This is a genomic window from Mycobacterium sp. AZCC_0083, from assembly GCF_014202335.1.
Taxonomy (GTDB): Bacteria; Actinomycetota; Actinomycetes; order Mycobacteriales; family Mycobacteriaceae; genus Mycobacterium.
Genome location: NZ_JACHGP010000001.1, coordinates 679,086 through 704,173 on the forward strand (window position 1 = coordinate 679,086; position 25,088 = coordinate 704,173).

Below are 25,088 nucleotides of genomic sequence, written 5' to 3' on the forward strand. Positions count from 1 at the left end.
ACCGGCGGGTCTCGACTATCGGGTGTTCGGCGTCAGGCATTCGCCAGGTCGGCGACCGGCCGGCCGTTGAGCGCGTTGGCCAATTGCGGGGTCAGCAGGTCGAGCGCGTACAGCAGCGAGTCGGGTCCGCTATAGAACAAGGCGTTGTTGAGGTTCGATTCGTTGTTGGTGTAGAGCGTGCGGTTGTCGCGCACCACCCCGAGGCGGGCGAACGCCGGGGAAGCCAGCATCTGCTCCTTGGTGGCGCCGTCGATGAACAGCAGGTCCCTATCGAGCAAGGCGCGCTTCTCCTCGCTGACGTCGCCGACCACGTCCTGGGTCTTGAAGCCCAGTGCGGTGAACAACGATCGGCGGGGGTCGTTCTCGCCGAGCAGGTAGTGCCCGCCTTCCGCGGGACCGAAGTCGACCACCGCGGTCTTGCCGTCGAACTCCGGATTGGCCTTGCGCGCCTCGTCGATCTTGCCCTGAACCTTCTCGACAAGTGCCTTGGCCTCGGCCTCCTTGCCCAGCGCCTTGCCCGTGGTGAGCATCTGCACGTTCCATGGCGTCTCCTCGTCGGCGTAATCCGACGACTGGATCACCGTTGGTGCAATCTGAGACAGCCGATCGTAGGTCTCCTTGTCGATCGTCTCGTAGATCGCGAAGATCAGATCGGGCTTCTGGGCGGCGATGGCCTCGAAGTCGATCGAATCCACTCCACCCCAGGTGGTCACGCCCTTGCCGTCGGTGGCGGCCTTGACCCAGGGCAATTCGTTGTACTGACTGGCGAATTCCCGTGTGCTGACCGGAACGACCCCCAACGGGAGCACGAAGTCCTGATCGTTCCAGCCGACGGTGACCACTCGGCTCGGATTTGCCGGCACCTTGGTCTCGCCGAACTTGTGGCTGATCGTTACCGTCTCCGGTTGTGCTGCCGGCGTTGCGCTTTCCGACGTCGAGCTACACGCCACCAGCGGGCAGACCGCCAGGACGACGGCGGCGAGAGCCGCGGCGGCATGGCGCCACCTCCGGTATTGCTTCACGCGCAAACTCCCTTCATTGGTCATCCGTGTTGGCTGTACATTAGCTTAGGCTTGCATAACTTGGGAACTCCCCCGGGTGGCCCATGAACGGGTCGATGCGCAACTCGCTAGCGGGAAGTGCTGCGTGCCAACCAATTCGAAATGAAGCCAATAGCGCGCCTACGCCGCACCAAGGTCTTGCGCGTACGCCAAAATAGGTTAGCCTTCGCTTACAACTCCGAGAAGGCTCACAGGAAACCTCACAGGTACCGGGGCCACTTCTGACGTGGCAAGAGAGGCGAGGATGCAGCGGACACTGCTCGGAGGCAAGGTTCACCGAGCGACGGTGACCCAAGCCGACCTGCACTATGTCGGATCGATCACCATCGATACGGAACTGATGGTGGCGGCCGACATCACCGAAGGTGAGCAAGTGCACGTCGTCGACATCACCACCGGCGCCCGATTGGTCACCTACGCCATCAACGGCGCCCCAGGATCGGGCGTGATCGGCATCAACGGTGCTGCGGCACATCTCATTTCGCCCGGAAACCTGGTGATCATCATGTCGTACTTGCAGGTCGACGAATCCGAACGCGCCACGCATCTGGCCAAGGTGGTGCACGTGGACTCCGCCAACCGGATCGTGGCGCTCGGGTCGGATCCCTCCGAGCCCGTGCCCGGCGCCGTCGACCAGATGGCAGGTGCGTGATGCCGGACGGCAGCGATTCCAACAGCGACAACGCCAACGGCGAAGACGGTGTGCTCGACTTCGTCGGAGTGGGCTTCGGCCCCTCCAACCTTGCGCTGGCGATCGCCGTCAAGGAGCACAACGACAACCCGGCGGTCACCACGCCGGTCTTCGCCGAGTTCGTCGAGGTCAAACCCGAGTTCGGCTGGCACACCGGAATGTTGATCCCCGGCGCGACGATGCAGGTTTCGTTCCTGAAGGACCTCGCCACACCGCGGAATCCACGCAGTGCGTTCAGCTTCCTGAGCTACCTCACCGAACGCGGCAGGCTCGCCGAGTTCATCAACTACAAGACGTTCTTTCCGACACGGCTGGAGTTCCACGACTATCTGTCATGGGCCGCCGCCAACGTCGATGCGAACGTGCGCTACGGATCTCGCGTGACGTCGATCCGCGAAGTCGGCGGCGCGTTCGATGTCGAGATCACCGGCACCCGCGCCGGTCGGTTGCGCGCCCGCAACGTGGTCATCGCCGGCGGGCTCTCTCCCCAACTGCCGCCGGGCGTCACCCGCTCGGCCCGACAGATCCACAATCACGAGTTCCTGCACGACTTGAAGCGACTGCCGACCCGTCGGCACGACCGTTTCGTCGTCGTCGGGGCGGGACAGAGCGCTGCCGAGGTGGTGGCGTACCTGCACGACATGTCGCCGTCCATCGAGGTGCATGGAGTCTTCGCGAAGTACGGCTACAGCCCGTCCGACGACAGCCCGTTCGCCAATCGCGTGTTCGATCCCGACGCCGTCGACGACTTCTATCAGGCCGACCCCGGCGTGCGTCGGCAACTCATCAACTACCACCGGAGCACCAACTATTCAGCGGTGGACCTCGACTTGATCGAAGATCTCTACGCCAGGGAGTACGCCGAACGCGTGGCGGACAACAGGCGACTGTTCCTGCGCGGCGCCTCCAGTGTGCTCGGAACAGTCGAAGATGCCGACGGAGTGCAGGCGCAGATCCTGCACCATCCCACCGGCGCGATCAACGAGATCGACTGCGACGCAGTGATCTACGCCACCGGCTTCCTACCCACTCCGCTTCGCGGGATTCTCGGCGATCTTTCCGATGACGTCGTGCTGGATGAGGGCGGCCATCCCGTGGTGTCCCGCGACTACCGCGTCGCCACGTCGAAGCCGACCTCTGGCGGGCTGTACATCCAGGGCAACACCGAGCACAGCCACGGGTTGACCTCGTCGCTGCTGTCGAACATCGCGGTGCGCAGCGGGGAGATCCTTCAGTCGATCGATTCGAGCCGCCTCAGCCCGGTCGGCGACGCAATGCACCCGATCGGCGTGCTGGCGTAACCGGACCGGCTTAAGCCAGTGCGCGCTGCGGTTGGCCCGAGTAGTCGCTCAGTGGCCGGATCAAGGCGTTGGATGCGGCCTGCTCCATGATGTGGGCGGTCCATCCGGTGATTCGGCTCATCACGAAGATCGGGGTGAAGCTCGGGATGTCGAATCCCATCAGGTGATAGGCGGGGCCGGTCGGGAAGTCGAGGTTGGGTTTGATGCCGGTGGTGGCCGCCATCCCGCTCTCCAGCACCTGGTAGATGTCGAGCCAGCGTTGGCCGTCCTTGGCGGCAGCGACGCGTGCCAGTGCCGCCTTCATCGTCGGGACCCGGGAATCACCGTTCTTGTAGACGCGGTGGCCGAAGCCCATGATCTTCTCGTTTCGAGAAGCCTTGCCATGCAACCAATCCGCGGCCCGGTCCGCATTGCCGATCTCGATCATGTCGTGCATGACCGCTTCGTTGGCGCCGCCGTGCAGCGAGCCCTTGAGAGCACCGATCGCCGCCGTGACCGCGCTGTAGATGTCGGACTGCGTGGAGGTCACCACGCGAGCCGCGAAGGTGGAGGCGTTGAAGCTGTGTTCGGCGTAGAGGACCATCGACTGTTCGAAGGCCTCGACGATCACCGGTTCGGGCACCTCGCCGAAGCACATGTTGAGGAAGTTCTCCGCATAGCCCAGCTGGGCGTGCGGCGGAATCGGTTCCAGTCCCCGACGGCGGCGCATGTCGGCGGCCACGATCGTCGGCAGGGCCGCGTACATCCGCAGCGACTTGGTGTAGTTCGCATCCGGTGAACCGTTGTCCTCCTCCGGATCCTCGGCACCGAGATAGCTGATCGCGGTGCGTACCACGTCCATCGGATGACAGTTGTCCGGCAGTTTGGCCAGCAGTGAATGCATGGACCGGTTGAGCCCGCGGCTGGAGCGCTCCCGCTGCGAGAACAGCTGCAGTTGGCCGTCGGTGGGCAGCTCGCCGTGCCACAGCAGGTAGGCGACCTGCTCGAAGCTGCATCGTGCAGCCAGGTCCTGCACCGGATAACCGCGGTAGGTCAGAGAATTCGTCTCGGGCACCACCTTGGAGATCGCCGTGGTGTCGACGACGACGCCGGCCAATCCCTTGTAGATGCGCGGCGTCTCGGTCGCTGCGGTCACGATGTCACTCCTTGCAGCGCGAAGTTGTAGATGTCGGAGTCGAACTGGTTGTAGTCGTTGTAGCGCAGCAGCTCGTACAGCCTGCTGCGGTGCTGCATCTGATCGAGGAGCCCGGATTGCGTTCCGGTGGACTCGATTTCACGCAGGCTCGCTTCGACGGCGAACATCGCCAACCGCAGCGTGGTGACCGGGTAGATGACCACGTTGTAGCCGATGTCCGAGAGCTGCCTTGCGGTCAGCAACTGCGACTTGCCGAACTCTGTCATGTTCGCCAGCAGTGGCACGTCGACCGCCGCGCGGAACTGTTCGAACTCCTTGGGTTCGGTGAGCGCCTCGGTGAAGATCAGGTCGGCTCCGGCATCGGCATAGGCCCGGGCCCGCTCGATGGCGGCAGGCAACCCCTCGATGCCTGCGGCATCGGTGCGGGCGCAGATGACGAAGTTCGGGTCACGCCGGGCGGCAACCGCGGCGCGCAGACGTTTCACCATCTCGGAGGTCGGTACCACGGCCTTGCCGTCGAGATGGCCGCACCGCTTGGGGTTGACCTGGTCCTCGAGGTGAAGCCCGCCCAGTCCGGCGTCCTCCATGACGGAGACGGTGCGGGCCGCGCTCATCGGTTCGCCGAAGCCGGTGTCGGCGTCGATCAGAGTTGGCAGGTCGGTGACCGAGGCGATCTGTGCGCCTCGCCCGGACACCTCGGTCAGCGTCGTTAGACCGATGTCGGGCAGCCCAAGATCCGCGGACAGCACCGCCCCCGACACATAGACGCCGTCGAAGCCGATGTCGCCGATGAGCTTGGCCACCAACGGCGAGAAGGCGCCAGGAAAGCGTTGCAACCGACCCGATTCCAGCGCGAACCGGAAGCTTCGCCTCTTCTCGGCGGCGGAGCTGACCGCTCCGATCAGCCCGCTCATCGGAAGATTCCCGAGGGGATCGTCGGTGCCTTGTCGAGCACCCGGGGGTCGACAAGGACGTTGAGAGACCGCAGCGCACCAGGTTTCAGTTCCGCCAGATTGTCGACCACCGACAGGAAGCGTTGCTGCTCAGCCGAGTCGACGACACCGTCGGCGAGTTCGGTGAACTTGGCGACGTACTGTTCGCGCTCGAACGGGCGGGCGCCGAGTGGGTGTGCGTCGGCGACGGCGAGCTCGTCGGTGATCACCTCGCCGTTCTTGAGCGTCACCTCGGCCCTTGCGCCGAACGCCTTCTCGGCCGGGTCGCTCGAGTGGTAGCGCCGGGTCCATTCCGGGTCCTCGACGGTGCGGATCTTGCGCCACAGCTCGACGGTGTCCGGCCGGTGCGCGCGTTCGGGAGCGTAGGACCGTTCGTGGTGCCAACTTCCGTCCTGCAGTGCGACGGCGAAGACGAACATCACCGAGTGGTCCAACGTTTCGCGGGAGGCGTCCGGATCGAACTTCTGCGGATCGTTGCTGCCAGTGCCGATCACGACGTGCGTGTGATGGCTGGTGTGCAGTGTGATGGTGGCGATCTGCTCCAGATCGCCGATGCGGTCACGCATCCGGCGCGCCAGATCGATCGGGGCCTGGCTCTGATACTCCGCGGAGTGCTCCTTGGTGTAGCTGTCCAGGATGGCGCGCTTGGGTTCTCCGGCAGCCGGCAGCGGCACCGTATAGGTGTGATCGGGCCCGGACAGCAGCCAGGAGATCACGCCGTCCTCGCCCTCCCAGATGGGCGACGGCGAGCCCTCCCCTCGCATCGCGCGATCGACGGCCTCGATGGCGACCTTGCCTGCGTGGGCCGGTGCGAACGCCTTCCAGCTGGAGATCTGGCCCTTGCGTGCCTGCCGGGTTGCGGTCGTCAGGTGCAGTGCCTGACCGATCGCGGCGTAGATCGTCTCCGGATCGAGCCGGAGCATGGTGCCTAGACCCGCGGCGACCGACGGCCCGAGGTGTGCGACGTGGTCGATCTTGTGCTCGTGCAGGCAGATTCCACGGACCAGATCCATCTGGACCTCGTAGGCGGTGGCGATGCCGCGGACCAGGTCCGCGCCACGGACGCCAAGCTGTTGTGCGACCGCGACGAGCGCGGGGATGTTGTCGCCGGGGTGCGAGTACTCCGCGGCCAGGAAGGTGTCGTGGAAGTCGAGTTCGCGGACGGCAACACCGTTGGCCCAGGCGGCCCACTCCGGTGAGTACGTCCCGTCGACGCCGAACACGGTGGCGCCGTTCTTGTTGTGATTCGCCTGCGCCTGAGCGCGAGCGACGGTGACCGGGCGGCGGGTCACCGACGCGGCAGACACCGCGGCGTTGTCGATGATCCGGTTGACCACCATCGCCTCGACCTCGGCGGGCACGTCGACCGGGTCGGCGGCGACCTCGGCGATCTTCCAGGCCAGGTGCTCAGTGCGGGAGAAGTCGTCGGCGCTGCGTCGGGTGCGAACGTCATTTTCAAGCATGTCCGCACGGTACGCAGAGTCGAAACCCTCGGAAAACCCCCTGTAAAGGCGTAATTTTGTGTCCTTCGTGGTCCAGGTTTGCGGATCTTGTGTAAGGACCTTGCGCTACCGTGGGGCGATGGCGAAGACGTTCGCGGGCGCCCGACTGAGGCGCTTACGTGAAGAGCACGGCCTGACGCAGGTCGCACTGGCCAAGGCGGTCGACCTGTCGACGAGCTACGTCAACCAGCTGGAGAACGATCAGCGCCCGATCACCGTGCCGGTCCTGTTGGCCCTGTCCGATCGGTTCGACCTGCCGACGCACTACTTCGCGCCGGACTCCGACGCCCGCCTCGTCGCCGATCTGCGGGAGACGCTGGCCGACAGTCCCGCCACCGACACTCAGATCGAGGAGCTCGTCGCCCGCATGCCAGGTGTCGGGCAGACCCTCGTCGCCCTGAACCGGCGGTTGCACGACGCCACCACCGAACTCGAGGCCTATCGCGGGCGGGCGGACTTCGACGCGCCCGGCATCGGTCAGGGACCGATGCCGTTCGAAGAGGTGCGCGACTTCTTCTACGACCGCAAGAACTACATCGGCGAACTCGACGAGGCCGCGGAGGATCTGTTCGAACGGCATGGCATGACGGTCGGTGGGCTCGACACGCAGTTGACCGCATTACTGGCCGATCAGCTTGGCATCACCGTGCTGATCGACGACGGAGACGTGCTGAGCCCCAACGCCAAACGCGCGTACGACCCTGGCACCAAACGGCTTCACCTGGCGCGCTGGCTGCAGCCAGGGCAACGGGCCTTCCAACTGGCCACGCAGCTGGCGCTGTTGACGCATTCCGAGCTGATCACGGCGATCCTGGCGACCGACGACCAGCTGACCCCGGAGGCCCGCGAGGTCGCCAGGATCGGCCTGGCGAACTACTTCGCAGGCGCGTTCCTGTTGCCCTACCGGCAGTTCCTGGCCGCCGCCGAGGCGCAGCGCTACGACATCGACAAGTTGGCCCGCCGGTTCGAGGTCGGATTCGAGACCATCTGTCATCGGCTGTCGACCCTGCAGCGACCGGACCGTCGGGGAATCCCGTTCATCTTCGTCCGCACCGACAGTGCAGGGAACATCTCGAAACGGCAGTCCGCCACCGCATTTCACTTCTCCCGGGTCGGCGGGAACTGTCCGCTCTGGGTCGTGCACCATGCCTTCGCGCAACCGGGACGATTCCTCACCCAGGTCGCTCAGATGCCGGACGGGCGGTCCTACTTCTGGATCGCCAGAACCGCTGATTCGCCGTCCGATCGGTACCTGGGGCCGCAGAAGAGCTTCGCGATCGGTCTTGGCTGCGATCTGGCCCACGCCGACAAGCTGATCTACTCCGCCGGAATCGACTTCACCACTGCGGATGCCACCGTGCCCATCGGCGCGGGGTGCAGGATCTGTGACCGGCCTGCGTGTCCGCAGCGCGCCTTCCCCTACCTCGGTGCCGGTGTCCGCGTCGACGAGCACGCGAGCAGCAACCTGCCGTACCCACCGACCGCCGATTCGTGACGAGACACCACCCGCCGCCGAAGCGCCGGGTCAGAGTTGCTAGCCGATGCCTTGGAACTTTGCTGGAACGCTGATATACCTACGAGCAGATCAAGTTCAACGGGGGGTTGGCGTGGCTGGTGGGCACCGGGCGAAGACGGCGAAGGCCAGTAACTCCCGACGGGCGAAGGGGCGCCACCGCGCCAAGCCGGAACCTCGCGTCGCTCATGGCTGGCTCGGCGTTGGCGCGGTCACCCTTGGCGTCGGTGCGGCTCTGGCCAGCGGGTCGGGTGTCGCTCACGCTGAAAGCACCGGTTCGGACAGTCCAAGCGGCTCCTCTTCATCGAGCAGCGGCACGGGCTCCGAAGCCAGCCGAGGGCCAAGCACGTCAACCGAGAGCACGTCGAGCGGCCCGTCGACCTCGACGCAGGAGCCGGGCGAATCCCCTTCCGCGGCATCGACCAGACCGTCGCAGACGAAACCCACCACTCACATCTCGTCCTCGACAAGCCACCGGACCAAGCCGACGGCCGCGGCAGAATCAACCAACACGTCGCCGGCCGCCTCGGCCGACCAAGACAGCACACCGGTTTCCCCGACACCGGGATCTACGAGTGCATCCACCAGCTCGTCACCCGAGGTCATCGCTTCGACGAGTGCCACCCCGTCGTCGGGGAACGGGCTGGCCCCCACCGTGCAGCGTGCGAAGGTGGCCGCGCTCGCGGAGGTGCACCCCACGGTCGACCCGGAATCCCCGGGACCTGCAGCCCGATCGTTCGTGTCGGGTGCCGGGTCGGCAACCGCGACGACCGCGGCAGCGACATCGCGCGTGGCATTGGCGCCGACTCCGGCGGTGGTGGCCGTGCTACCAGCGGCCGCCACACCGGTCGCACCGCCACTGCCGGGCAACGTCATCATCGGCGTGCTGTCGCAAGTGTTCTCCGTGGTGAATACGCTCATCGCTCCGAATCCGGCTGTGCCCCCGACGGATCCGTTGCACTTGCTGGCGTTCGAGCTGGTCCGTCGCATCGAATTGACACTCGGGATGCCGGTGGTGGGCACTCCCACCGGATTCACCAACGATCCGGTGATCGGCACGAATCCGGTATCCACTACTCCTGGAGTCCCCAGCCCCGACGACGTGGTCCAAACTCCGTACGGGGACATCGGCACTTGGCTGCTGGAGTCCAACGGACAGATCTCGGACTACGGCGGGCAACGGATCGACGGCAAGTCGGTCTTGGAGCCGATCAACGTCATCATCGTCGACCCGACGTCGAGCACCGCCGCTGAGGCCACCGCCAAGTTCAATGCACGTATGACTCAGGCCGGATTCCCGGCCCTGCCAATACACTCCACCGGCTTTCAAGGCACCATCGACGACGTCACATACGGTCAACAGCCCACCGGCAGCCTGGACGCCTACTCCGACAACTTCTTTCTGCTCCCCGACGACCACGCCCGTGCGTTCGGACCCGACCCCGTGCAGACCGCGTCGGGATTCGTCTGGACCGTCGCGGTCAGCCGCGAACAATTCGGTCTGGTCAACGGCATCGTGCCGGCGCATATCGTGACCTCGTACAACGCGGCCCGCGACGAACTCGCCAGTCAGCTCGTGGCCGACGGCGCAACGTTGGTCGGCATCGTGCCCTTGAGCAATTCGGTGGACAGCGCCACCCAAACCACCGGCGATCACGACGGCTATGCCATCGTCATCCAGCTGAACGACTGATTCCAGGTCGGTCGGCCGGTCAGCCGATGTCGAGCAGTTCCTCATGGAACCCGCCGTAGCGGCGATCCTCGTCGACGAGGTGGACCTCGAGGATCCAATGACATTCCCTGCCAGAACGGTCTTTTCGGCGCATCGGGTGCTTCGATCCCGGTGCGATGTAGGAGTCGATCTCCTCGCCGCGGATCTTCTCGTGCGGGAACTCTCCGACGAGGTGCCCGGCGATCACGCCACCGAAGACCCACCCCTGTTTGTCGCTCAAGGTGACGACGTGGTCGAACAGTTCCTCGCCAGTGATGTCCGATTGGCTGCGGAAGTAGTCGCGTCCCGCGTTCCACACCTCGGGAAGGGCATCACGTAGCGCGAGCTTGCGCGGATCGTCGCCGAGCACGAAGGTTCGCCCGAAGTCGGCTTCCCACTCTTCGAAGATCGGCCCCAAATCGAGGAACAGTACGTCGTCGTCGGCGATGACGCGGTCGGGCGGGCTGTCGCGGGCTGTTTCCAGGGTGTTCTCACCCGCGCGCACGATGCGCTTGTGCCAGTGCCGCGTGACGCCGAACATGTCCTTCGCGATGTCACGGATCTCGTCCGACAGGGTGCGTTCGCTGATCCCGGCGCGCACCAGTCCCCGCGCCTCGACCTCGTCGAACAACTGCGAAGCCTTGACCTGGGCGTCCAACAGTCGGCTGACTCGAACGCCTTCTTCTACAACGATGTCCTCCACGGGTCGATGCTAGTTCGGGCCGATGGGATGGGCGAACGATATTGGTCGGTCGATAGGTTCGAGCTATCGGCGCATTTCAGATCCCGAAGACAGCTCCCTGTCGCCCACCCTGCTGGGGCGTTACGGTCGTAGGTATGTCCACGATCGACAAAGAAGAAGCCGGTCAGATCCTCAACGACGCGCGTCTGGAGAAGGGGCTGACCTGGCGGGAGCTGGCCGACCACATCGACAAACCTCTGGTGTGGACGGTTGCGGCCCTGCTCGGCAAGCACCCGGTGCCACAAGCGACCGCGCAAGCCGTCGCCGAGATCCTCAATCTCGACGCCGACGTCACCCGTGCACTTCAGCGCCAGCCCTACCGGATCGCCGACGTCGACCTGGCCACGGACCCTACCGTCTATCGCTTCCACGAAGCGCTCGACGTGTACGGGCAAGCCCTCAAGGAATTGATCCACGAAGAATTCGGTGACGGAATCATGAGCGCGATCAACTTCAACGTGGACTTCGCGAGACACGAAGACCCACAGGGTGATCGGATCGTCGTCACCTTCAACGGGAAGTTCCTGCCCTATCAGTGGTGACCCGAAAACGCGACTATCGAACGGTTCTGGTGCAGGACGCAACGTCGCAGGTGACCGACGAGCGGTTGCAGGACCTGACCCTCATCGGCGTCACGGTGGCAGATACGGCAACCGTGTGGCTCCGCCTTGACGATCGGGCGCAGGCCCGACCCGCTAGAACTCCGCAGTTTGCCGCCTGTTGACGACGAGATGTCAGAGGTCACGTTTCGGACTCGTTCGTCGTGGCCGAAGCGTGACGGAACCTTGATCGAATTGCTAAGGCGCACTGGGATATCGAAACGCCATCCAACCTCTACGATTCCAATTGACATCGGTGTAATTATCTAGGGATTGGGATCCATGCGTCAGGTTGCGCGGTGTGTTCTTGTCACCATTGGGGTCAGCGGTCTCGTGGCTGCTGGGCCGGCCAGCGCCAGCATGGCAGCGGCCAACCAATCCCTTCGGCCCATCATCGCGTCCGTGCTACCCATGCCGAGCGAGGTAGTGGGTGTGGCGCACCCGGTGGTGGTGACGTTCAGCGCGCCCGTCGCCGACAAGAGCTTGGCCGAGCGCGCCATCGACGTTGAAACCACGCCGCCGATGACCGGCAAGTACGAGTGGCTCGGCGACGCCGTCGTGCAGTGGGTTCCCGACCGATACTGGCCTGCGCACAGCACGGTGGCGCTGTCGGTGGGTGGTATGTCCACCAGCCTGCAAACCGGTCCTGCCGTGGTCGGTGTCGCCAACATCTCGGAGCACACGTTCACCGTGACCATCGACGGCGTCGACTCGGGACCGCCGTCTGCACTACCGGCACCGCACCACCGACCCCACTGGGGAGAACCGGGCGTGTTCCCAGCCTCGATGGGTAGGCCGGAGTACCCGACGCCGGTCGCCTCCTACACCGTGCTGTCGAAGGACCGCGACGTGACCATGGATTCGAGCAGCGTCGGCATCCCCACCGATGCTCCCGACGGTTACCTGCTGACGGTCGACTACGCCGTCCGCATCACCAACCGTGGCCTCTTCGTGCATTCCGCTCCATGGGCCATCAATTCACTCGGGTTCGAGAACGTGAGTCACGGCTGCATCAGCCTCAGTCCCGAGGACGCGGAATGGTACTTCAACACCGTCAATGTCGGCGATCCAGTGATCGTGCAGGAGAACAACATTGAGGTTCCTCGCACGGTGTCGGGCTTGAGCGTCCCGACACCTCGATGACGAGCGGTTAGTTCTTTCGTCCCCACGCCGAACGCGCACGTACGGCGAAAAATCGGCCGGATCGTCGCCGTGGTTGCGCGTTCGGCGGACCGCTGCGCCTGGTTGGTCGCGTTTGCGTGTATCCGGCCCAGCCGCGGGCACACACAGCCCGACCGTCGGGTGCCAGCAGGCCGCGATCGCCTTGTCGACCGAGCCCATGTACGTGTCGTTCGGGAGCGCAAACCGACCGGCTTGAAGTGGCGGATGAAACTCGACGCGTCCAGGGTGACGCCGCGGAAGATCGCTGCGGCTCAAGCACACTCGCGGACCGAGCTCGGCGGCCAGACCGCCGACGAGAGCCCCAAACCTTCGACGAGCAACCAATCTTGAGTGCCACCGTGTGTCGACGGCCGACTCTTCAGGCACCACGACGTGACGTCCGGCGCTACCTCGACATCGGAGGAGGAACGAGCCTTAGCTCGGGCCTCGAACCGCAGGACCGGGCAGAAGCGGCTGACCGTCTGCAGGGGCGCCGGGCGCGGGCGGATCGATCGGATCACCCTTGCCCCCGAAGCCACCTGCCATGTCGACGATCGGAGCACCAGCGGCCAACGGCCCAGCTGCCGCAGCGATGGGAGCGATGGGAGCGCCGAGCGGCGGGACGATCGGCGGCACACCGAGCGGCGGGACGATCGGCGGCACACCGAGCGGCGGCACGATCGGCGGCGGCGCCAACGGCACCACCGGCACCGGCCCTGGCAATGCCAGCGGGACCCCGGACATGTCGGCGAGCGGAGCGGCGCATGGCGCCGCTGCCGGAGCACCAACCGTGCCAGCCGACGACGAAATGCATTCGTAGCCGCCGGTTGTCCATGCAGCGGCTGCAGCGTTCGCGCTCAGCCCGAGGGCGACCCCGAACAAGCCTGCGCCGGCAACAACTACTCCGATGCTCAATCGATCAAAGATCGCCATCGTCGTCGACTCCTTCGTTCGTGGTCAGACATTCCAAGTGGTGAAACAGGAAAGCTCGCCGCACCGCTGTCACGGTTCGACGATCGCGTTAATTATCAGCAGCCCAATGGCGATCCGCACCACGCCGCACCGCACCGTTTCCAAACGGAGACTCTCCTGATGCCATCTGTACGTCACGAGCGAACCGATGCCCATAGGCTTCGGTGACGAGCCCGCCTTCCTCTACGAGGGTCGCGCTCCGAAACAGCCGACGGAAGTGAAACCAGTGCGCCGTGACCGTGTCGTCGCCGTTCCGCAACGGTGTCGCGCCCCGGTCGCGCTCGTCACGGTGTTGTGCGTCGCCGTTGGTTGTTCGGCGTCCACACCGCCAGCTTCGACGCCCGCCGGCTCCACTCCAGTGACGGTGGCCGCCAACGGGCGGGTGGACGCGACCATGATGGACGAGCCGACGGTTCCCACCGCGGGAAATGCCCCCACGGGCGCGCAACCGCGGCTGGCAGTAGACCCGGTGCAGCTGGCCGACGATCTCGTCGCCGACGAACAAGCTCTGCGTGACCCATCGACGCCGGAGGCGGTGCTGTCAGCGGCCGCGCGCCGACAGCAGGCGGCCTACCGCGCGATCGGGCGCCACCCCGAATGGGATGGGCTCACACGGCCGCGCATCCCAGCGTCGCTGCTCCAGGCTTACGACCTCAACGTCGACGCCCGCAGACAGCTCACCGCGATGGCTCAGGTCAAGGACACGCTCCCGGCATGGCGCATCAAGGCACCCGTTCCTGCCGAGGAGCTGCTCGGTGAGTACCGCGAGTCCGAGGCGGCGTCCGGTGTCGGCTGGAATTACCTTGCCGCGATCAACTTGATCGAGACGCACTTCGGCAGCATCGATGGGGTCAGCACCGCCGGCGCGCAGGGTCCGATGCAGTTCATGCCATCGACGTTCGCCGGTTACGGGGCGGGCGGCGACATCACCTCACCCCACGACAGCATCATGGCGGCAGGCCGCTACCTGGCCGCGAATGGCTTTGCAGACGACCGCGATCACGCCATCTACCGGTACAACCACGCCAACGAATACGTGCAGGCGGTCAACGACTACGCAGCCGTCCTCGCCGCCGATCCCGCAGCGTTCGCGGGCTACCACCGTTGGGACGTCTACTACCACACGACCGTCGGTGACGTGCTGCTCCCCATCGGTTACGCCGCGACGTCGCGGATCCCCGTCGCCGACTACCTGGCGACCCACGCGCAATGAGTCGTCCGGGGCTTGAGCGTCGGGTTGCCAGCACCCTTAACGCTTCGACAACAACCAGCTAACTTGGATGCCAGATGGCTGACGATTCCAGACCTCACCCGAGCGCACCCAGGACGATCGTCTTCGCGCTCTACAACAAAGTGACGTTGCTGGACGTGGCAGCGCCGCTGGAGGTCTTCGCCCGCGCCAACGACTTCGGCGCCCAGTACGAGGTGCTGCTGGCCTCACCGACCGGTGAAGCCGTTGCGACGACGAGTTTCACGAAACTCAACGTGGACATGTCCCTCGCCGAGGTGCCCAACTCGATCGACACTCTGCTCGTGCCAGGTGGTGTTCCTGCCGACTTCACCTTCACCCCGGGCGAACACGACATTCCAGAAGAGCAGACACCCGATGCCGTAGCGGAGGCGCTGCAGATGGTGCGCGAACTCGCGCCGCGAGCGCGCAAGGTGGCTTCCGTATGCACCGGGGCGTTCGTCCTCGCGACCCTCGGACTACTGGACGGTCGGCGTGCAACCACGCATTGGGCTCATTGTCAGACACTGGCTCGCACTTATCCGAAGGTGATGGTCGACCCGGACTCACTGTTCGTGCGGGACGGTCGATACATCACCGGCGCGGGCATCAGCGCCGGCGTCGATCTGGCGCTTGCGCTCGTCGAGAGTGACTACGGCCCGAGCGTGGCACGTCGCGTGGCGCGCTGGCTGGTCGTCTTCCTGCAACGCCCCGGCGGGCAAGCGCAGTTCAGCGTCTGGGCTGAATCGGCACTCCCGGCGACGGGCGGTCTCCGCGAGATCGTGGACTCCGTCATCTCCAATCCCGGCGGCGACCACTCCATCGTGGTCATGGCAGCGCGTGCAGCGGTCAGCGAGCGGCACCTGGTACGCATGTTTCGGGATCAAGTCGGGATGACACCGGCAAGGTTCGTCGAGCAAGCCCGCCTGGAGGCCGCCAAGGTTCTCCTCGCAACGGGCGACCAAAGCCAGGAAGTCGTTGCGCGACGAGCCGGGTTCGGGACCCCGGACACCATGCGACGCACCTTTCGCCGCAATCTTGGCGTCTCCCCCGGCACGTATCGAATTCGCTTCCGCACCACCGGAATCGAACTTGGTTCTAGCTAGCTCGACTAGATCTGGACACGGGCGGTCGCCAGACAGTCGCGCACCCTGGCACCGTAACGCAGGCCGCTGCGCTGCGCCGCCGCATGGAAGGACTCCCCCGCCAGGACCAAGCCGACGGCGTTCTCCAACCGAACGTCGTGGACGTACTGCCGCAGCGTCACGCCGACCTGCGCCTTGAACAGTCTGGACAGGTGCCTAGGGCTGATGCCGACTTGGGCCGCAACGCGTTCCAGCTCGTAATGCCCAGCCGGTTCGGCGTTGACCGTAGCCAGCAGGCGCTCGAGTTCGGGATGTCTGGGGCGCGGCGTCCTGGCGGCGACGGAGATCTGCGGATGTCCTTCCATCCGCCTGCTCAGCACGACCATGTCCTTCGCGATCTCCTGGGCGACGTCGGCTCCGTAATCGTCGCTGACGAGGGCCAGCGCGAGATCGATCCCGGCCGCGCCCCCCGCGGACGTCCAGACGGTCCCGTCGCGGACGAACACCGAGTCACGGTCGAGGACGGTCGACGGGTGGCGCGCAGCGAACGCTTCCAGATACCGCCAATGGGTGGTGGCGCGTTGACCGTCGAGTAGACCCGCTGCGGCCAAGGCGAATGACCCGGCGCAGACGGCGGCGACCCGACGAGCACCTTCGGCGTGAAGGCGGACCGCCCGCTCCAGGTGGCGATCAACACCGTCGGCAACCAGGCACTCACCGCCCGGCACCAGCAGGGTGTCGACCTCCCCCACGAGTGCTGAGGCGGGAGTTGCGTCGAGGGTCAGCCCCGAGCTGCACCGTACGGAGTTGGTGTCTGCGGTCGAGTAGAGGTCGACGGAGTAGTCGCAGCCCTGCGTCCTCGCGACGTCGAACACTTCCAGTGGTCCGGTGACGTCGAGGGTGCGGACGCCGTCGAACACCAGCATCGCAATGCGGCGTCTACCGGGCGTGGAGATCATTTGTTTAGCGTGAGGTGCCGCGGGCACGCGGTGCGCGGCAATGTCCGGATCTACGCGATACGTGTCCGTCCCGGTCGGACGCGTTGCGTGTTCGGGCTAGACGAGCTGTGGGATGGCCTGCGGTGCGGCCGTGCTCGGGGTGCCGACGAAGCGCTCCAGCAACCACCCGAAGATCAGGCCGATGCCGCCCCAGACCAGGAGTTGGTTGAGGATCGAGTACCAGCGGAACTTCCACAACACGTCGGGGTCGAACCCGGGGTAGACGATCTGACCAGGAGCGGCGGTCTGGCCGTCGATGGTCAGCGGTGTGGGCAGGATGTTGGTGATCGGTTGCGGGGTTTCGGTGGCTGCGCGGGCGAAACCGAACTGGCTGGTCTGCTCGACGTTGGCCGGCAGGTCACCCAACGAGGGCAGCACTGAGATCAACGCTCCGAACACCGCCGCGAATGCGGCCGTGCTCAGCGCTACCGAGATGCCGGTGTTGAAGCGGCGCACAAGGATTCGGAACAGGTACACCGCGAGGCCCAGCAGGATCAGTGACCCCGCCACCATCGTCAGGTACAGGTGCCCGCGAGTGACGATCGTGAAGTCGTGACCGATCGCCGGTGGATTCGCCGGGTACTTGAAGAACGGCAGCAGGTACACGCCGAGGAACCCGAACCCGGCGATCATCCAGACCAGATTCCGTGGACGGACGTGCACGCGTCCGTGCAGCGCGACGTAGGCCACCGCGACCATGGCACCCATGGCCGCGGAGAACGCGAGCACGCCGGTGGCGATGCCCACGGTGGACTGGATGGTGCGGGAGAAGATCTCTGGGCCGTCCATCCCTGGCATGCCCCCAGCCGCCTCCTTGAGCTTGCCGAGGATCTCGTCGCGGCCGGACTCGTAGTCGATGGCCTGGTTGATGACCGGCTCGGCGAAGATCCTGGCGAAGACGAAGCCGATGATGCCGGCGATCACACCGGCCAGCGCGCCCCGAAGGACGATGCGAAATTCCACGAGTGTGCTCCTGTCGCTCAGTGGCAGGGGAATCCGAGGAGATGGCGCGCATCGTGGACCCATTCGTGGACCACCATCGTCTTCCCGAACACCGACGTCATGCCCTCGTCGACGCCGACGAAGTAGTACGCCAGCAGGGCGACGAAGACGGTGGTGGACAGCATCACGATGAGCCGGCCCCGTGAGATCGCCTCCGGTGAAACCTGAACTCTCGGTCCCGATGCGGGTAGTGACGCAGTCGTCATGATGGGCTCCTACTCAGTGGTCGTGGTCGTCTTCGGGGTGTACGGCGTGCCCACCGTCGTCCAACGGGGGCGCGTCGAGGACTTCGTGATCGTCGACGACCTTCTCCAGGGCGCTGACCCAGTGGTCGTAGTACTCCCATTGATCGCGCTCGGATGGTGCGGTGTTCTCCCAGTCACCGATGGTCGTGATCAGACTCTGCTGGAAGTCGCTCCAGTCGTAGTGGCCGAACTCCGAAAGCGCCAGCGCCAAGCCGAATGCCCGTCGCTGCCACTCGTGATCGAACTGCGGCGCGGCCCGATCGGTGGTGCAGGTCTCGTGCAGCATCATGATGCGGGCCCAGCCAGCGCGACGCCCATCATCGATTCGGTGGTCACCAGGTCCATCAGCATCTCGTCGGTGAAATCCTCAGTGCCGGCCGGACGTTCGGGGATGACGAACCACCGCGAGTGCCCGCTGCTGTCCCACACCTTGATCTCGGTGTCGTCCGGCAGCTCAACGCCGATCTCGCCCAGCACCTTTCGGGGCTCACGCGCCGCCCGGGCGCGGAACACCGGATCCTTGTACCAATATGGGGGAAGGCCCAGGACGGGCCACGGGAAGCACGAGCACAACGTACAGATGACCAGGTTGTGCACGCCAGGCGCGTTGGCGACGGCCTGTAGGTGCTCCCCCTCGGCCCCGGCCATGCCCTCGGGCAGGTCCAGTTCGGCGACCGCGGCCGGTGTGTCGACGACGATGCGTGCGGCGAATTCCGGGTCGTTCCAAGCCTTGACGACGATCTTCTTGCCGTTCAGCGGGGTCATCTCGGACTCGAAGTAGGCGAGCACCTTGTCGACGGTTTGCCCGGTGATGATGCCCTTCTCGACGAGAAGCGCTTCCAGCGCCGCGACCTTGGCGGCACTCGACGCTTCCCGGTCCGACGGGTAGACAAACTGATCACTCACTGGTTCTCCTCGATGGGTTGCAGGTACGCCTCGAACAGCTCGGCGTAGACGGAGTTGGGACTGTCTTCGGCGCGCGCGCCCCATAGTTCGGTCGGCGAGAACTCGACGATGTAGATCGGCATCGGGTCACCGATGCCGTCGCCGGTGTGGGTGAAATACGCGTAGTCCCCGTCGAAGACCCGCTCCACGGTGCCGACGTGACTGCGCAGGTACCCGGGCAACCGGGTGTGCGCGGCGGCGGGCACGTCGGTGACGCGCACCCGATCACCAGGAGCGAATCGCGGGTGGGCGACATCGCGTCGCGGGCTGTCCCCCTTGCGTAGGTACTGCTCGATCTGGTCGTCGACCTCGGCGCTCGCGGCATTCGACTCGGCCGCAACCGCGCCGGATGCCATGGCCGCCGCCAGTTCCTCTTCGGTGACGTAGCCCTGCTCGACGAAGAACGACGTGATTCCGCCGAGCCATTTCTCGTAGTAGCGAAACTTGAAGTAGTCGAACGGATTCATCGCCTCGGCGCCGGTACGCAGGCTCGCCCACGTCCATTCGTCGTGGAAGGCGGTCGGCACGTTCTCGATCGGGTAGGCAGGAAGAGCCGACGACAGGTGATTGCTCAGCCCCATCATCGCGACGTGGATGCCGAAGATGCGCTTCTCCCACTCTTCGACGAAGACGCGCTTCTCGAGGCTCAGTGGTTCCGGCAGACCTTCGAGGCCGCCGAGATAGTGCTGCAGTTTCATTACGCCGGACTGCCTTCCGCTGAGTTGATGGCGGTGTTCTGAGCCGCCTTGCTGGTCATGGCCCCGGCCAGGTACTCCGCGGCGATGCCGAAGGTTGCGCCGACGACGCACGCGCACGCCGCGACCAGTCCGGGGTGAGAGATCGTGGTGACGGTGACGTCATGGCCTCGGCCGGCCACCGTGGACACCGTCGAGGCGAAACCGACCACCACCGCGGGCGTGGTGGACAGCAGCGGAACCCACGATGCCTGCACCATCAGTGCGCTGCCGACACCGACGGCGACCGCGGTGGCCAGAAGACTGCCGCCCAGCAAATGCGCTGCGAACAAGCTCGCCGTGGCGATGACCACCCCGACGATGTTCGAGCACACCGAGCGCACCCAGCCGGACACGCCGCCACCGACGAAGACGAATGACCCCCATGCGAGGAATACCACCCAAATTGGCACGGTGACGACGTCTGCGGTGAACGCCACGGCGAGGCCACCGAGAATGCCGATACTCACCGTGAGAGCTGAACGGGAATCCATCGAACTACCTTCCTGGCAAATGCCGCATATTCGTGCCAGAACGTTCTGGAGACGACGTTCTCACCAGCGCTAGTTTTGTGAGGAGTTGTTTCGCAGCAGTAACGCCGGCGTGGCCGTCGTTTCCTGTGAGGACATACTTGACGCAATTCAGGACATCACCGGCATGACCGCCAGACGGTTGCGCCGCCGCGGCGGCGATGTTGTAGTTGGTTGCCCGTGGGCTTGCGTCGTCGATCAGTAGGCGGGCATCCACCGAGCTGCCACACCTGGGCCTTTCGGGTACGCGTGGTGAGCCCTGCTCCGCGGCATGCCACGCATGTCCCACAACGAGCGACACCTGTAGAATCTAGACGTCGAAAAGGACCTGGAGCGGCACTGGTAAGCCCGCTCTCTTCTGTGAGGAAGCTCCGTACCGCTGCGGCGGACCCGCGACAAGCAACTGGTGTGTGTGCACCGGCGGCTTGGCGCGCACGAAGCTTGGCTCGTCCGGCCCCGGTCGCATACACACCCTCATCGGAAGGGTGTTTATGCCAATCATTCGGGCGGCCACCGGAATCGTCACTCAGATCAACACTTTCACTGTGCCAGAGGGCGGCCAGCAAGCGCTGATCGACTTGCTCACTGAAGCTTCGGAATTTGCGAGCGCGACACCTGGGTGGGTCTCGGCAAGTGTGCATCGAAGCCACGACGGCACCCGGGTGGTCAACTATGCGCAAAGCGATGGCATTGACTCGGCGTTGTTGGTGATCAAGCGTTTACGCGATGCCGGGTTCCTCGATCGCAACTCAGCACTCGGTGAGGCGCACCCCGGTCTCTACGATGTGGTGTTCACACTCGAACGCTAATCGGTCGGCGGCTACCCGGGGCCGTGAGCTATCTCTGATAGGAGGTCCTACGCAGCTTTTGCGGCTCCGGTTTGCTGGTGCGCAGAAGGCAGGACTAGGTGCCGGTTTCGATGATGTGGGAGTTGAAGCCGTGAGCGCACGAAGTACGTGCCAGAACGTCCTGGAGACGACGTTCTCATCAGCGCTAGCTTCGTGAGGAGTTGGTTCGCAGCGGAAGCGACGGCGTTCCCGTCGTTCCCTGAGGACATACTTGACGCAATTCAGGACATCACCGGCATGACCGCACAGACGGTTGCGCCGCCGCCGCTACCTTTGTGGAGATCCGACCATGCCGACTGCCGACGAGCTGCTGAGCGCCGACGCCGTGCTCGGCCTCGCCCAGATTCTCGACGCGGCTAGCTCGCCCCGGACCCGGTGGACGGCAGTTCACTCGGCCGTCGGCGAGTTCTCCTCGCAGACATTGACTCAACGGGTTGGAGTGGTGTGCACGGCGATTCTGCACGACGGCCCCGGCTACGCCGAGTTGGCGTCGACCGTTCGGCGCGCGCTCAGTGACGTCCACCTCACCGGGTGGATGATCTGGCCGCTCACGGAGGCCATCGCCATCGCCGCTACCGCTAGCGGAGATGCAGGCGACTTCGACGACGGACTAGATCTGTTGGCGGCTCTCACTCCACGATTGACGAGCGAGTTCGCGGTCCGCACCTTCCTCAACGCCGACTTCGAGCGGGCTCTAGCCATCGCCGAGACCTGGAGTGCCCACGACGACAGCGCCGTGCGGCGACTGGCCAGCGAGGGAACTCGGCCAAAACTTCCGTGGGCCAAGCAAGTTCGTCCGCTCATCCTCGCTCCAGGTCGCACCCGGCGCATTCTGGACGCGCTCTACCGAGACGAATCGGAGACCGTGCGCCGGTCGGTGGCCAACCACCTCAACGACGTGTCCCGGCTGCAGCCGGAAACGGCGGTGGCCACCGCGACCGCGTGGGCAGCGACCCCCGACGACCAGACTCCGTGGATGATCCGCCACGCCATGCGCACCTTGGTCAAGGCCGGCGACCCGGCGGCCCTTCGGCTGCTCGGGTTCACCGCCGATCAGTTGGACGTGCGCGGCCCGGTGCTAGAGGACGCGACGATCAACTTTGGCGGAACGATCACCTTCACCGGCGACATCACCAACCTCGGCGATCATCCTGCCGTCTTGGCCATCGACTACGTGATCCACCATCGGAAGGCCAATGGCTCCACCTCGCCGAAGATGTTCAAGCTGACGACGAAAACCTTGGCGCCCCATGAACATGTCGCCCTATCGCGTCGACACGCCATCAAGCCGATCACCACTCGCCGTTACTACCCGGGTGCGCACGGCATCGAGTTGCAAATCAACGGGCAGAGATTCGGCTACACGGAATTCGTGCTGTCAATGCCGTCGTGACTGTCCCAATCCTTTGTCGTACCAACATAATCAACACGATAGCTGCGGATGTCGAAGCCGACGCCGACGGCTGACCACACATTCGAGAGTGTCAGGTAGCCCGGCTGTCGAACATATGTTCTAATGGACTCCTACCGCCAGCCCGCGCACTGCGGGCGATGTTCAGAAGGAGTACGCCGCAACCATGATTGTAGACACTCTGGCACCCGAAACGCTGTCCACCGACTTCGACACTCCCGATGTCTTGGGTTCTCCTGTCGAGAGCGCAACACCCGCGAGTACCCGCGTACCCGCCGCTGAAGTTTCCGCCGCGGAGACGCCGAAGAAGGCTCCTGCCAAGAGGGCGGCCGGCAAGAAGACCAAGACTCTCGAGTTGACCCTCACCGTCATCGGCACCGCCGACGGCGAATGGCGCGCCGAGCTCAAGCAGGGCACCACGTACCTGGCTCGTGATCTCGCGGTCGCGGCCGCCGCCGTGTCCCGCGCGGCCAAGGAACTGCACCAGGACCTCTCTACCCCGATCGACGAGGTGATCGAAGAGGCGCGCTCCCAGCAGGCCGCCAAGGTCGCCGCTCTCGAGGCCGAATTGGAAGCCGCCCGCAAGACCCTCGCCGATCTGGACTGAGATCCCGGAACCACGTCGCTCGCCGAATCTGATCCGTGAGTCGCTATTCAGCGGCTAGCAGGCTGTGCGCAGCGCTGTCTCAGCCTCGATCGACCGATGGACCTTGGTGACTGTTGTCGGGTGGGGTAATCGTGATTGTCCGGATTTGCAGGTGAGGTAGCTGCCAGCCTGCGTCACAATTCCACATGACTCCAGGCGAACACGTTCCAAATGTGTTCGGACTACGTGGTCGGCGAGACGCGACACTGCCGAGTTCCGTAGCGGCCCAGCGGATCCGGCCGCACGGTTTGCGAGCGGGATGATCGAACTGGTCGGCGCGCCTGGCCGCGAATGGCTGATCATCGAGGCCGCGGGAGCTACCGCTCCACGGTCCAGTCCTGCTGGGTGAAGGCAAACGGCATCGTGGCCTTTGGACCGAAGCGCTCGGCCACCAAGTCCAGCACGACGGCATTGCGTTCGACAGGGTTGATGCCGGTCAGCCTCCCTGCGACGGGACCCTCGGCCACCGACCAGCGTCGTGCCCTGTCAATCAGTAGCCGTAGTTACCATGCCCCGGATAAGTAGGGGCATTGCTCGCAGATGTCGTTGATGTCGTTGGAGTGATCGAATTCGACATCGACGGGCCTGATTCGCCGGGATTCGGCCCGCCGAGTGCCAGTAATGCGGCGGCGATGGCGATCGTGCCAGCCAGAAAGCTCGTCGCGAAGATCTTGCGCATCATGAGCAAACTCCGTTCCTAGGTACGCGCCCTCGGTGTACCCCTACCCATTGCACGAACGGCGAAGGCGTCACGTTCAGACAACTCGCACGCCAGGGCTCGCCACTGGTGGTGCGCTTGGTGCGACCAGTTGGCGCCGGGCCGGTGCGGATCTTCGGCTGCTGCAGAAGACGATGGGCCACGCGTCGATCACCGTGACCGCGCACGTCTACGCCAACCTCTACGACTACGAACTCGTCGACATCGCCTCGACGCTGGACGCGCTCGACGACGTCCGCTGAAGCCACGTCTGAAAGTTTGGCCTTATAAACCTCAGTTCGAGCCTTCCCGATAAGCCCGATTGCCTGTCGAATATGGCCCCTTTTCAGGCTGAGGCGAAACCGGTACCGAGGCGTTTGTGCTGGTGAAACTGGATGAATTGGACCCATCTTAGGGTTTCAGAGCACGCAGTCTGAACGGCGCGGCGGATGCAGAGCGGATGAAGACGACCCTGTGATCCGTATGCACGGCCGGAAAGCATGACCAGGCATGACGCGAACTCAACTGTCGCGCCCACAGCACCGACCGATCCTGCACCTGCCTACCCACTGGCCATGGTCACATCACTGGCTCACGCTGTGGCACAACACCATCGGATACAGCCCACCATCGACCGCGACCGCCTGACCATCCCGCCAACGAGGCCCAACCGGAGCACACAGAAAAGCTGGACCGACCAGCAGTTACCACACGTGCAAATCCGGACAATCACGATTACCCCACCCCACAACGGTCACCAAGGTCCATCGGTGGATCGAGGCTTAGGCCTCGTGCCCGGGCGTCAAGTCGGACACGTCAGAGAACGACAACCAGTCCTCGAAGCCGTCGGGTGACGATCCACTCACCGGCTCCAGCAGATGTCCGACGTGATCTCCGACGTCGAAACGGTCGACGATGCGTCCGACGAACCACGCCGCCGCGGCAACGAGGATGAGCATGCCGGCCGGACCGGGGCTCCAGTCGCAGTGCTTGAACTTGTCGATCCGGTCACCGGTCTGCCCGCCGAACAGTTCGGCCAAGCGGTGATCTTGCCGCGACACGATGTGAACGGCCAGATGCGTTGCGTTCTCGGCGATTCGGTAGGTGTGGTTGCGCCGGGATAGTCCGACGAGGAACAGTGGCGGATGGATGCTGGTCTGACTGGCGAAACCGACCAGACACCCTGCCGGCGGGGCATCCGTACCGTCGGCGCGAGTGCACACCACGAACATCGGGTAGTCGAGCGTAGCCACCAGCCGTTCGAATGCGCCGGTCCCATCTTCGACGCTCAGCTTGGTGTCAGTCATCCATCCTCCTGCGGATCCAGGACGTGAGTCCTGCTGCGGCCGTGTACCCGCAGCGCGACGTCGTAAATCGC

Annotated in this window: 32 protein-coding genes; 13 read left to right on the plus strand and 19 right to left on the minus strand. The window is 64.8% G+C overall.

The genetic code is table 11. The features are described 5' to 3' along the window. Positions 1-32 precede the first annotated feature (32 nt). Entirely contained in the window at positions 33-1,046 is a 1,014-nt protein-coding gene (locus tag HNP02_RS03165; RefSeq protein WP_184434569.1) for an ABC transporter substrate-binding protein, read from the minus strand. Positions 1,047-1,305: 259 nt separating this feature from the next. Between HNP02_RS03165 and panD the strand changes: the two genes are divergently transcribed. Next, positions 1,306-1,713: an aspartate 1-decarboxylase gene (gene panD / locus HNP02_RS03170; protein ID WP_184434572.1), complete on the plus strand. Its 408-nt coding sequence runs from the start codon at positions 1,306-1,308 to the stop codon at positions 1,711-1,713. Then, entirely contained in the window at positions 1,713-3,053 is a 1,341-nt protein-coding gene (locus tag HNP02_RS03175; protein ID WP_184434576.1) for a lysine N(6)-hydroxylase/L-ornithine N(5)-oxygenase family protein, read from the plus strand. The genes panD and HNP02_RS03175 overlap by 1 nt, the downstream gene beginning before the upstream one ends. A 10-nt stretch (positions 3,054-3,063) precedes the next feature. On the opposite strand, the gene HNP02_RS03180 is transcribed toward HNP02_RS03175, so the two are convergent. From HNP02_RS03180 to prpD, 3 genes are read right to left on the minus strand one after another with little or no spacing between them, the layout of a single operon-like run. Beyond that, on the minus strand, positions 3,064-4,188 hold the full coding sequence (locus HNP02_RS03180) for a bifunctional 2-methylcitrate synthase/citrate synthase (protein ID WP_184434579.1): 1,125 nt from the start codon (positions 4,186-4,188) through the stop codon (positions 3,064-3,066). Further along, complete coding sequence (prpB, locus tag HNP02_RS03185; protein WP_184434582.1) at positions 4,185-5,102, minus strand: methylisocitrate lyase; 918 nt, start codon at positions 5,100-5,102, stop codon at positions 4,185-4,187. Before prpB ends, HNP02_RS03180 begins: the two co-directional genes overlap by 4 nt. Beyond that, entirely contained in the window at positions 5,099-6,604 is a 1,506-nt protein-coding gene (gene prpD, locus HNP02_RS03190; protein WP_184434585.1) for a 2-methylcitrate dehydratase PrpD, read from the minus strand. Before prpD ends, prpB begins: the two co-directional genes overlap by 4 nt. A 118-nt stretch (positions 6,605-6,722) precedes the next feature. Here prpD and HNP02_RS03195 point away from each other — a divergent pair, with 118 nt between their 5' ends. Beyond that, entirely contained in the window at positions 6,723-8,138 is a 1,416-nt protein-coding gene (locus HNP02_RS03195; RefSeq protein WP_184434588.1) for a short-chain fatty acyl-CoA regulator family protein, read from the plus strand. A 79-nt stretch (positions 8,139-8,217) separates the two neighbouring features. Here the strand turns inward: HNP02_RS03195 and HNP02_RS03200 are convergent, their stop codons facing one another. The 3 genes from HNP02_RS03200 to HNP02_RS03210 are packed head-to-tail and all read right to left on the minus strand — an operon-like array spanning position 8,218 to position 8,810. Next, on the minus strand, positions 8,218-8,418 hold the full coding sequence (locus HNP02_RS03200; RefSeq protein WP_184434591.1) for a hypothetical protein: 201 nt from the start codon (positions 8,416-8,418) through the stop codon (positions 8,218-8,220). Then, positions 8,415-8,606: a hypothetical protein gene (locus HNP02_RS03205; RefSeq protein WP_184434594.1), complete on the minus strand. Its 192-nt coding sequence runs from the start codon at positions 8,604-8,606 to the stop codon at positions 8,415-8,417. The genes HNP02_RS03200 and HNP02_RS03205 overlap by 4 nt, the downstream gene beginning before the upstream one ends. After that, positions 8,607-8,810, minus strand: coding sequence for a hypothetical protein (locus HNP02_RS03210; RefSeq protein WP_184434598.1), 204 nt, complete (start codon positions 8,808-8,810; stop codon positions 8,607-8,609). A gap of 16 nt (positions 8,811-8,826) precedes the next feature. Between HNP02_RS03210 and HNP02_RS03215 the strand changes: the two genes are divergently transcribed. Continuing rightward, the gene (locus HNP02_RS03215; RefSeq protein ID WP_184434601.1) at positions 8,827-9,849 is read left to right on the plus strand and encodes a hypothetical protein; all 1,023 of its coding nucleotides are present in this window, start codon (positions 8,827-8,829) and stop codon (positions 9,847-9,849) included. A gap of 19 nt (positions 9,850-9,868) precedes the next feature. On the opposite strand, the gene HNP02_RS03220 is transcribed toward HNP02_RS03215, so the two are convergent. Next, positions 9,869-10,570, minus strand: coding sequence for a M24 family metallopeptidase (locus HNP02_RS03220; RefSeq protein WP_184434604.1), 702 nt, complete (start codon positions 10,568-10,570; stop codon positions 9,869-9,871). Positions 10,571-10,713: 143 nt separating this feature from the next. Between HNP02_RS03220 and cynS the strand changes: the two genes are divergently transcribed. The 3 genes from cynS to HNP02_RS03235 all read left to right on the plus strand — a co-directional run bounded on the left by cynS (position 10,714) and on the right by HNP02_RS03235 (position 12,351). Continuing rightward, positions 10,714-11,151, plus strand: coding sequence for a cyanase (cynS, locus tag HNP02_RS03225; protein WP_375373635.1), 438 nt, complete (start codon positions 10,714-10,716; stop codon positions 11,149-11,151). Then, complete coding sequence (locus tag HNP02_RS42430) at positions 11,148-11,333, plus strand: hypothetical protein (RefSeq protein ID WP_255506182.1); 186 nt, start codon at positions 11,148-11,150, stop codon at positions 11,331-11,333. Before cynS ends, HNP02_RS42430 begins: the two co-directional genes overlap by 4 nt. 157 nt (positions 11,334-11,490) lie before the next feature. Continuing rightward, on the plus strand, positions 11,491-12,351 hold the full coding sequence (locus HNP02_RS03235) for a L,D-transpeptidase (RefSeq protein ID WP_184434609.1): 861 nt from the start codon (positions 11,491-11,493) through the stop codon (positions 12,349-12,351). A gap of 453 nt (positions 12,352-12,804) precedes the next feature. Here the strand turns inward: HNP02_RS03235 and HNP02_RS03240 are convergent, their stop codons facing one another. Beyond that, positions 12,805-13,302, minus strand: a complete 498-nt coding sequence (locus HNP02_RS03240) for a hypothetical protein (RefSeq protein WP_184434612.1) — start codon at positions 13,300-13,302, stop codon at positions 12,805-12,807. Positions 13,303-13,489: 187 nt separating this feature from the next. Between HNP02_RS03240 and HNP02_RS03245 the strand changes: the two genes are divergently transcribed. Together HNP02_RS03245 and HNP02_RS03250 are read left to right on the plus strand one after the other, a co-directional pair. Continuing rightward, positions 13,490-14,554, plus strand: a complete 1,065-nt coding sequence (locus HNP02_RS03245; RefSeq protein WP_184434615.1) for a lytic transglycosylase domain-containing protein — start codon at positions 13,490-13,492, stop codon at positions 14,552-14,554. A gap of 74 nt (positions 14,555-14,628) precedes the next feature. After that, positions 14,629-15,675, plus strand: coding sequence for a GlxA family transcriptional regulator (locus HNP02_RS03250; RefSeq protein WP_184434617.1), 1,047 nt, complete (start codon positions 14,629-14,631; stop codon positions 15,673-15,675). A 5-nt stretch (positions 15,676-15,680) separates the two neighbouring features. On the opposite strand, the gene HNP02_RS03255 is transcribed toward HNP02_RS03250, so the two are convergent. The 7 genes from HNP02_RS03255 to HNP02_RS03285 form a co-directional block, all read right to left on the minus strand. After that, the gene (locus HNP02_RS03255; protein ID WP_184434621.1) at positions 15,681-16,613 is read right to left on the minus strand and encodes a GlxA family transcriptional regulator; all 933 of its coding nucleotides are present in this window, start codon (positions 16,611-16,613) and stop codon (positions 15,681-15,683) included. A gap of 96 nt (positions 16,614-16,709) precedes the next feature. After that, on the minus strand, positions 16,710-17,615 hold the full coding sequence (locus HNP02_RS03260; RefSeq protein ID WP_309241389.1) for a CbtA family protein: 906 nt from the start codon (positions 17,613-17,615) through the stop codon (positions 16,710-16,712). Positions 17,616-17,632: 17 nt separating this feature from the next. After that, a complete protein-coding gene (locus tag HNP02_RS03265; protein ID WP_184434626.1) occupies positions 17,633-17,860 on the minus strand; it encodes a CbtB-domain containing protein in 228 nt (75 codons plus the stop codon). Positions 17,861-17,873: 13 nt separating this feature from the next. Then, the gene (locus HNP02_RS03270) at positions 17,874-18,188 is read right to left on the minus strand and encodes a nitrile hydratase accessory protein (protein ID WP_184434629.1); all 315 of its coding nucleotides are present in this window, start codon (positions 18,186-18,188) and stop codon (positions 17,874-17,876) included. Continuing rightward, positions 18,185-18,805 (minus strand): nitrile hydratase subunit alpha, encoded by a 621-nt coding sequence (nthA, locus tag HNP02_RS03275; RefSeq protein ID WP_184434632.1) that lies wholly within the window; start codon positions 18,803-18,805, stop codon positions 18,185-18,187. Before nthA ends, HNP02_RS03270 begins: the two co-directional genes overlap by 4 nt. Then, positions 18,802-19,542: a nitrile hydratase subunit beta gene (gene nthB, locus HNP02_RS03280; RefSeq protein WP_184434635.1), complete on the minus strand. Its 741-nt coding sequence runs from the start codon at positions 19,540-19,542 to the stop codon at positions 18,802-18,804. The genes nthA and nthB overlap by 4 nt, the downstream gene beginning before the upstream one ends. Beyond that, complete coding sequence (locus HNP02_RS03285) at positions 19,542-20,072, minus strand: DUF1097 domain-containing protein (RefSeq protein ID WP_184434638.1); 531 nt, start codon at positions 20,070-20,072, stop codon at positions 19,542-19,544. Before HNP02_RS03285 ends, nthB begins: the two co-directional genes overlap by 1 nt. 527 nt (positions 20,073-20,599) lie before the next feature. On the opposite strand from HNP02_RS03285, the gene HNP02_RS03290 reads away from it, so the two are divergent. The 3 genes from HNP02_RS03290 (at position 20,600) to HNP02_RS03300 (ending at position 22,974) form a co-directional block, all read left to right on the plus strand. After that, positions 20,600-20,917 (plus strand): antibiotic biosynthesis monooxygenase, encoded by a 318-nt coding sequence (locus HNP02_RS03290; protein ID WP_184435093.1) that lies wholly within the window; start codon positions 20,600-20,602, stop codon positions 20,915-20,917. Between the two features lie 328 nt (positions 20,918-21,245). Next, positions 21,246-22,349 (plus strand): DNA alkylation repair protein, encoded by a 1,104-nt coding sequence (locus HNP02_RS03295; protein ID WP_184434641.1) that lies wholly within the window; start codon positions 21,246-21,248, stop codon positions 22,347-22,349. 184 nt (positions 22,350-22,533) lie between these two features. Beyond that, positions 22,534-22,974 (plus strand): DUF6319 family protein, encoded by a 441-nt coding sequence (locus HNP02_RS03300; RefSeq protein WP_221317052.1) that lies wholly within the window; start codon positions 22,534-22,536, stop codon positions 22,972-22,974. 356 nt (positions 22,975-23,330) lie between these two features. Here HNP02_RS03300 and HNP02_RS03305 read toward each other — a convergent pair whose 3' ends face one another. Next, positions 23,331-23,480 (minus strand): hypothetical protein, encoded by a 150-nt coding sequence (locus HNP02_RS03305; protein WP_184434644.1) that lies wholly within the window; start codon positions 23,478-23,480, stop codon positions 23,331-23,333. 23 nt (positions 23,481-23,503) lie between these two features. Beyond that, on the minus strand, positions 23,504-23,695 hold the full coding sequence (locus tag HNP02_RS03310) for a hypothetical protein (protein ID WP_184434647.1): 192 nt from the start codon (positions 23,693-23,695) through the stop codon (positions 23,504-23,506). A gap of 32 nt (positions 23,696-23,727) precedes the next feature. Here HNP02_RS03310 and HNP02_RS42435 point away from each other — a divergent pair, with 32 nt between their 5' ends. After that, positions 23,728-23,973: a site-specific integrase gene (locus HNP02_RS42435; protein ID WP_255506123.1), complete on the plus strand. Its 246-nt coding sequence runs from the start codon at positions 23,728-23,730 to the stop codon at positions 23,971-23,973. 519 nt (positions 23,974-24,492) lie between these two features. Here the strand turns inward: HNP02_RS42435 and HNP02_RS03320 are convergent. Further along, positions 24,493-25,017, minus strand: coding sequence for a flavin reductase family protein (locus HNP02_RS03320; protein WP_184434650.1), 525 nt, complete (start codon positions 25,015-25,017; stop codon positions 24,493-24,495). Between the last annotated feature and the right edge of the window lie 71 nt (positions 25,018-25,088).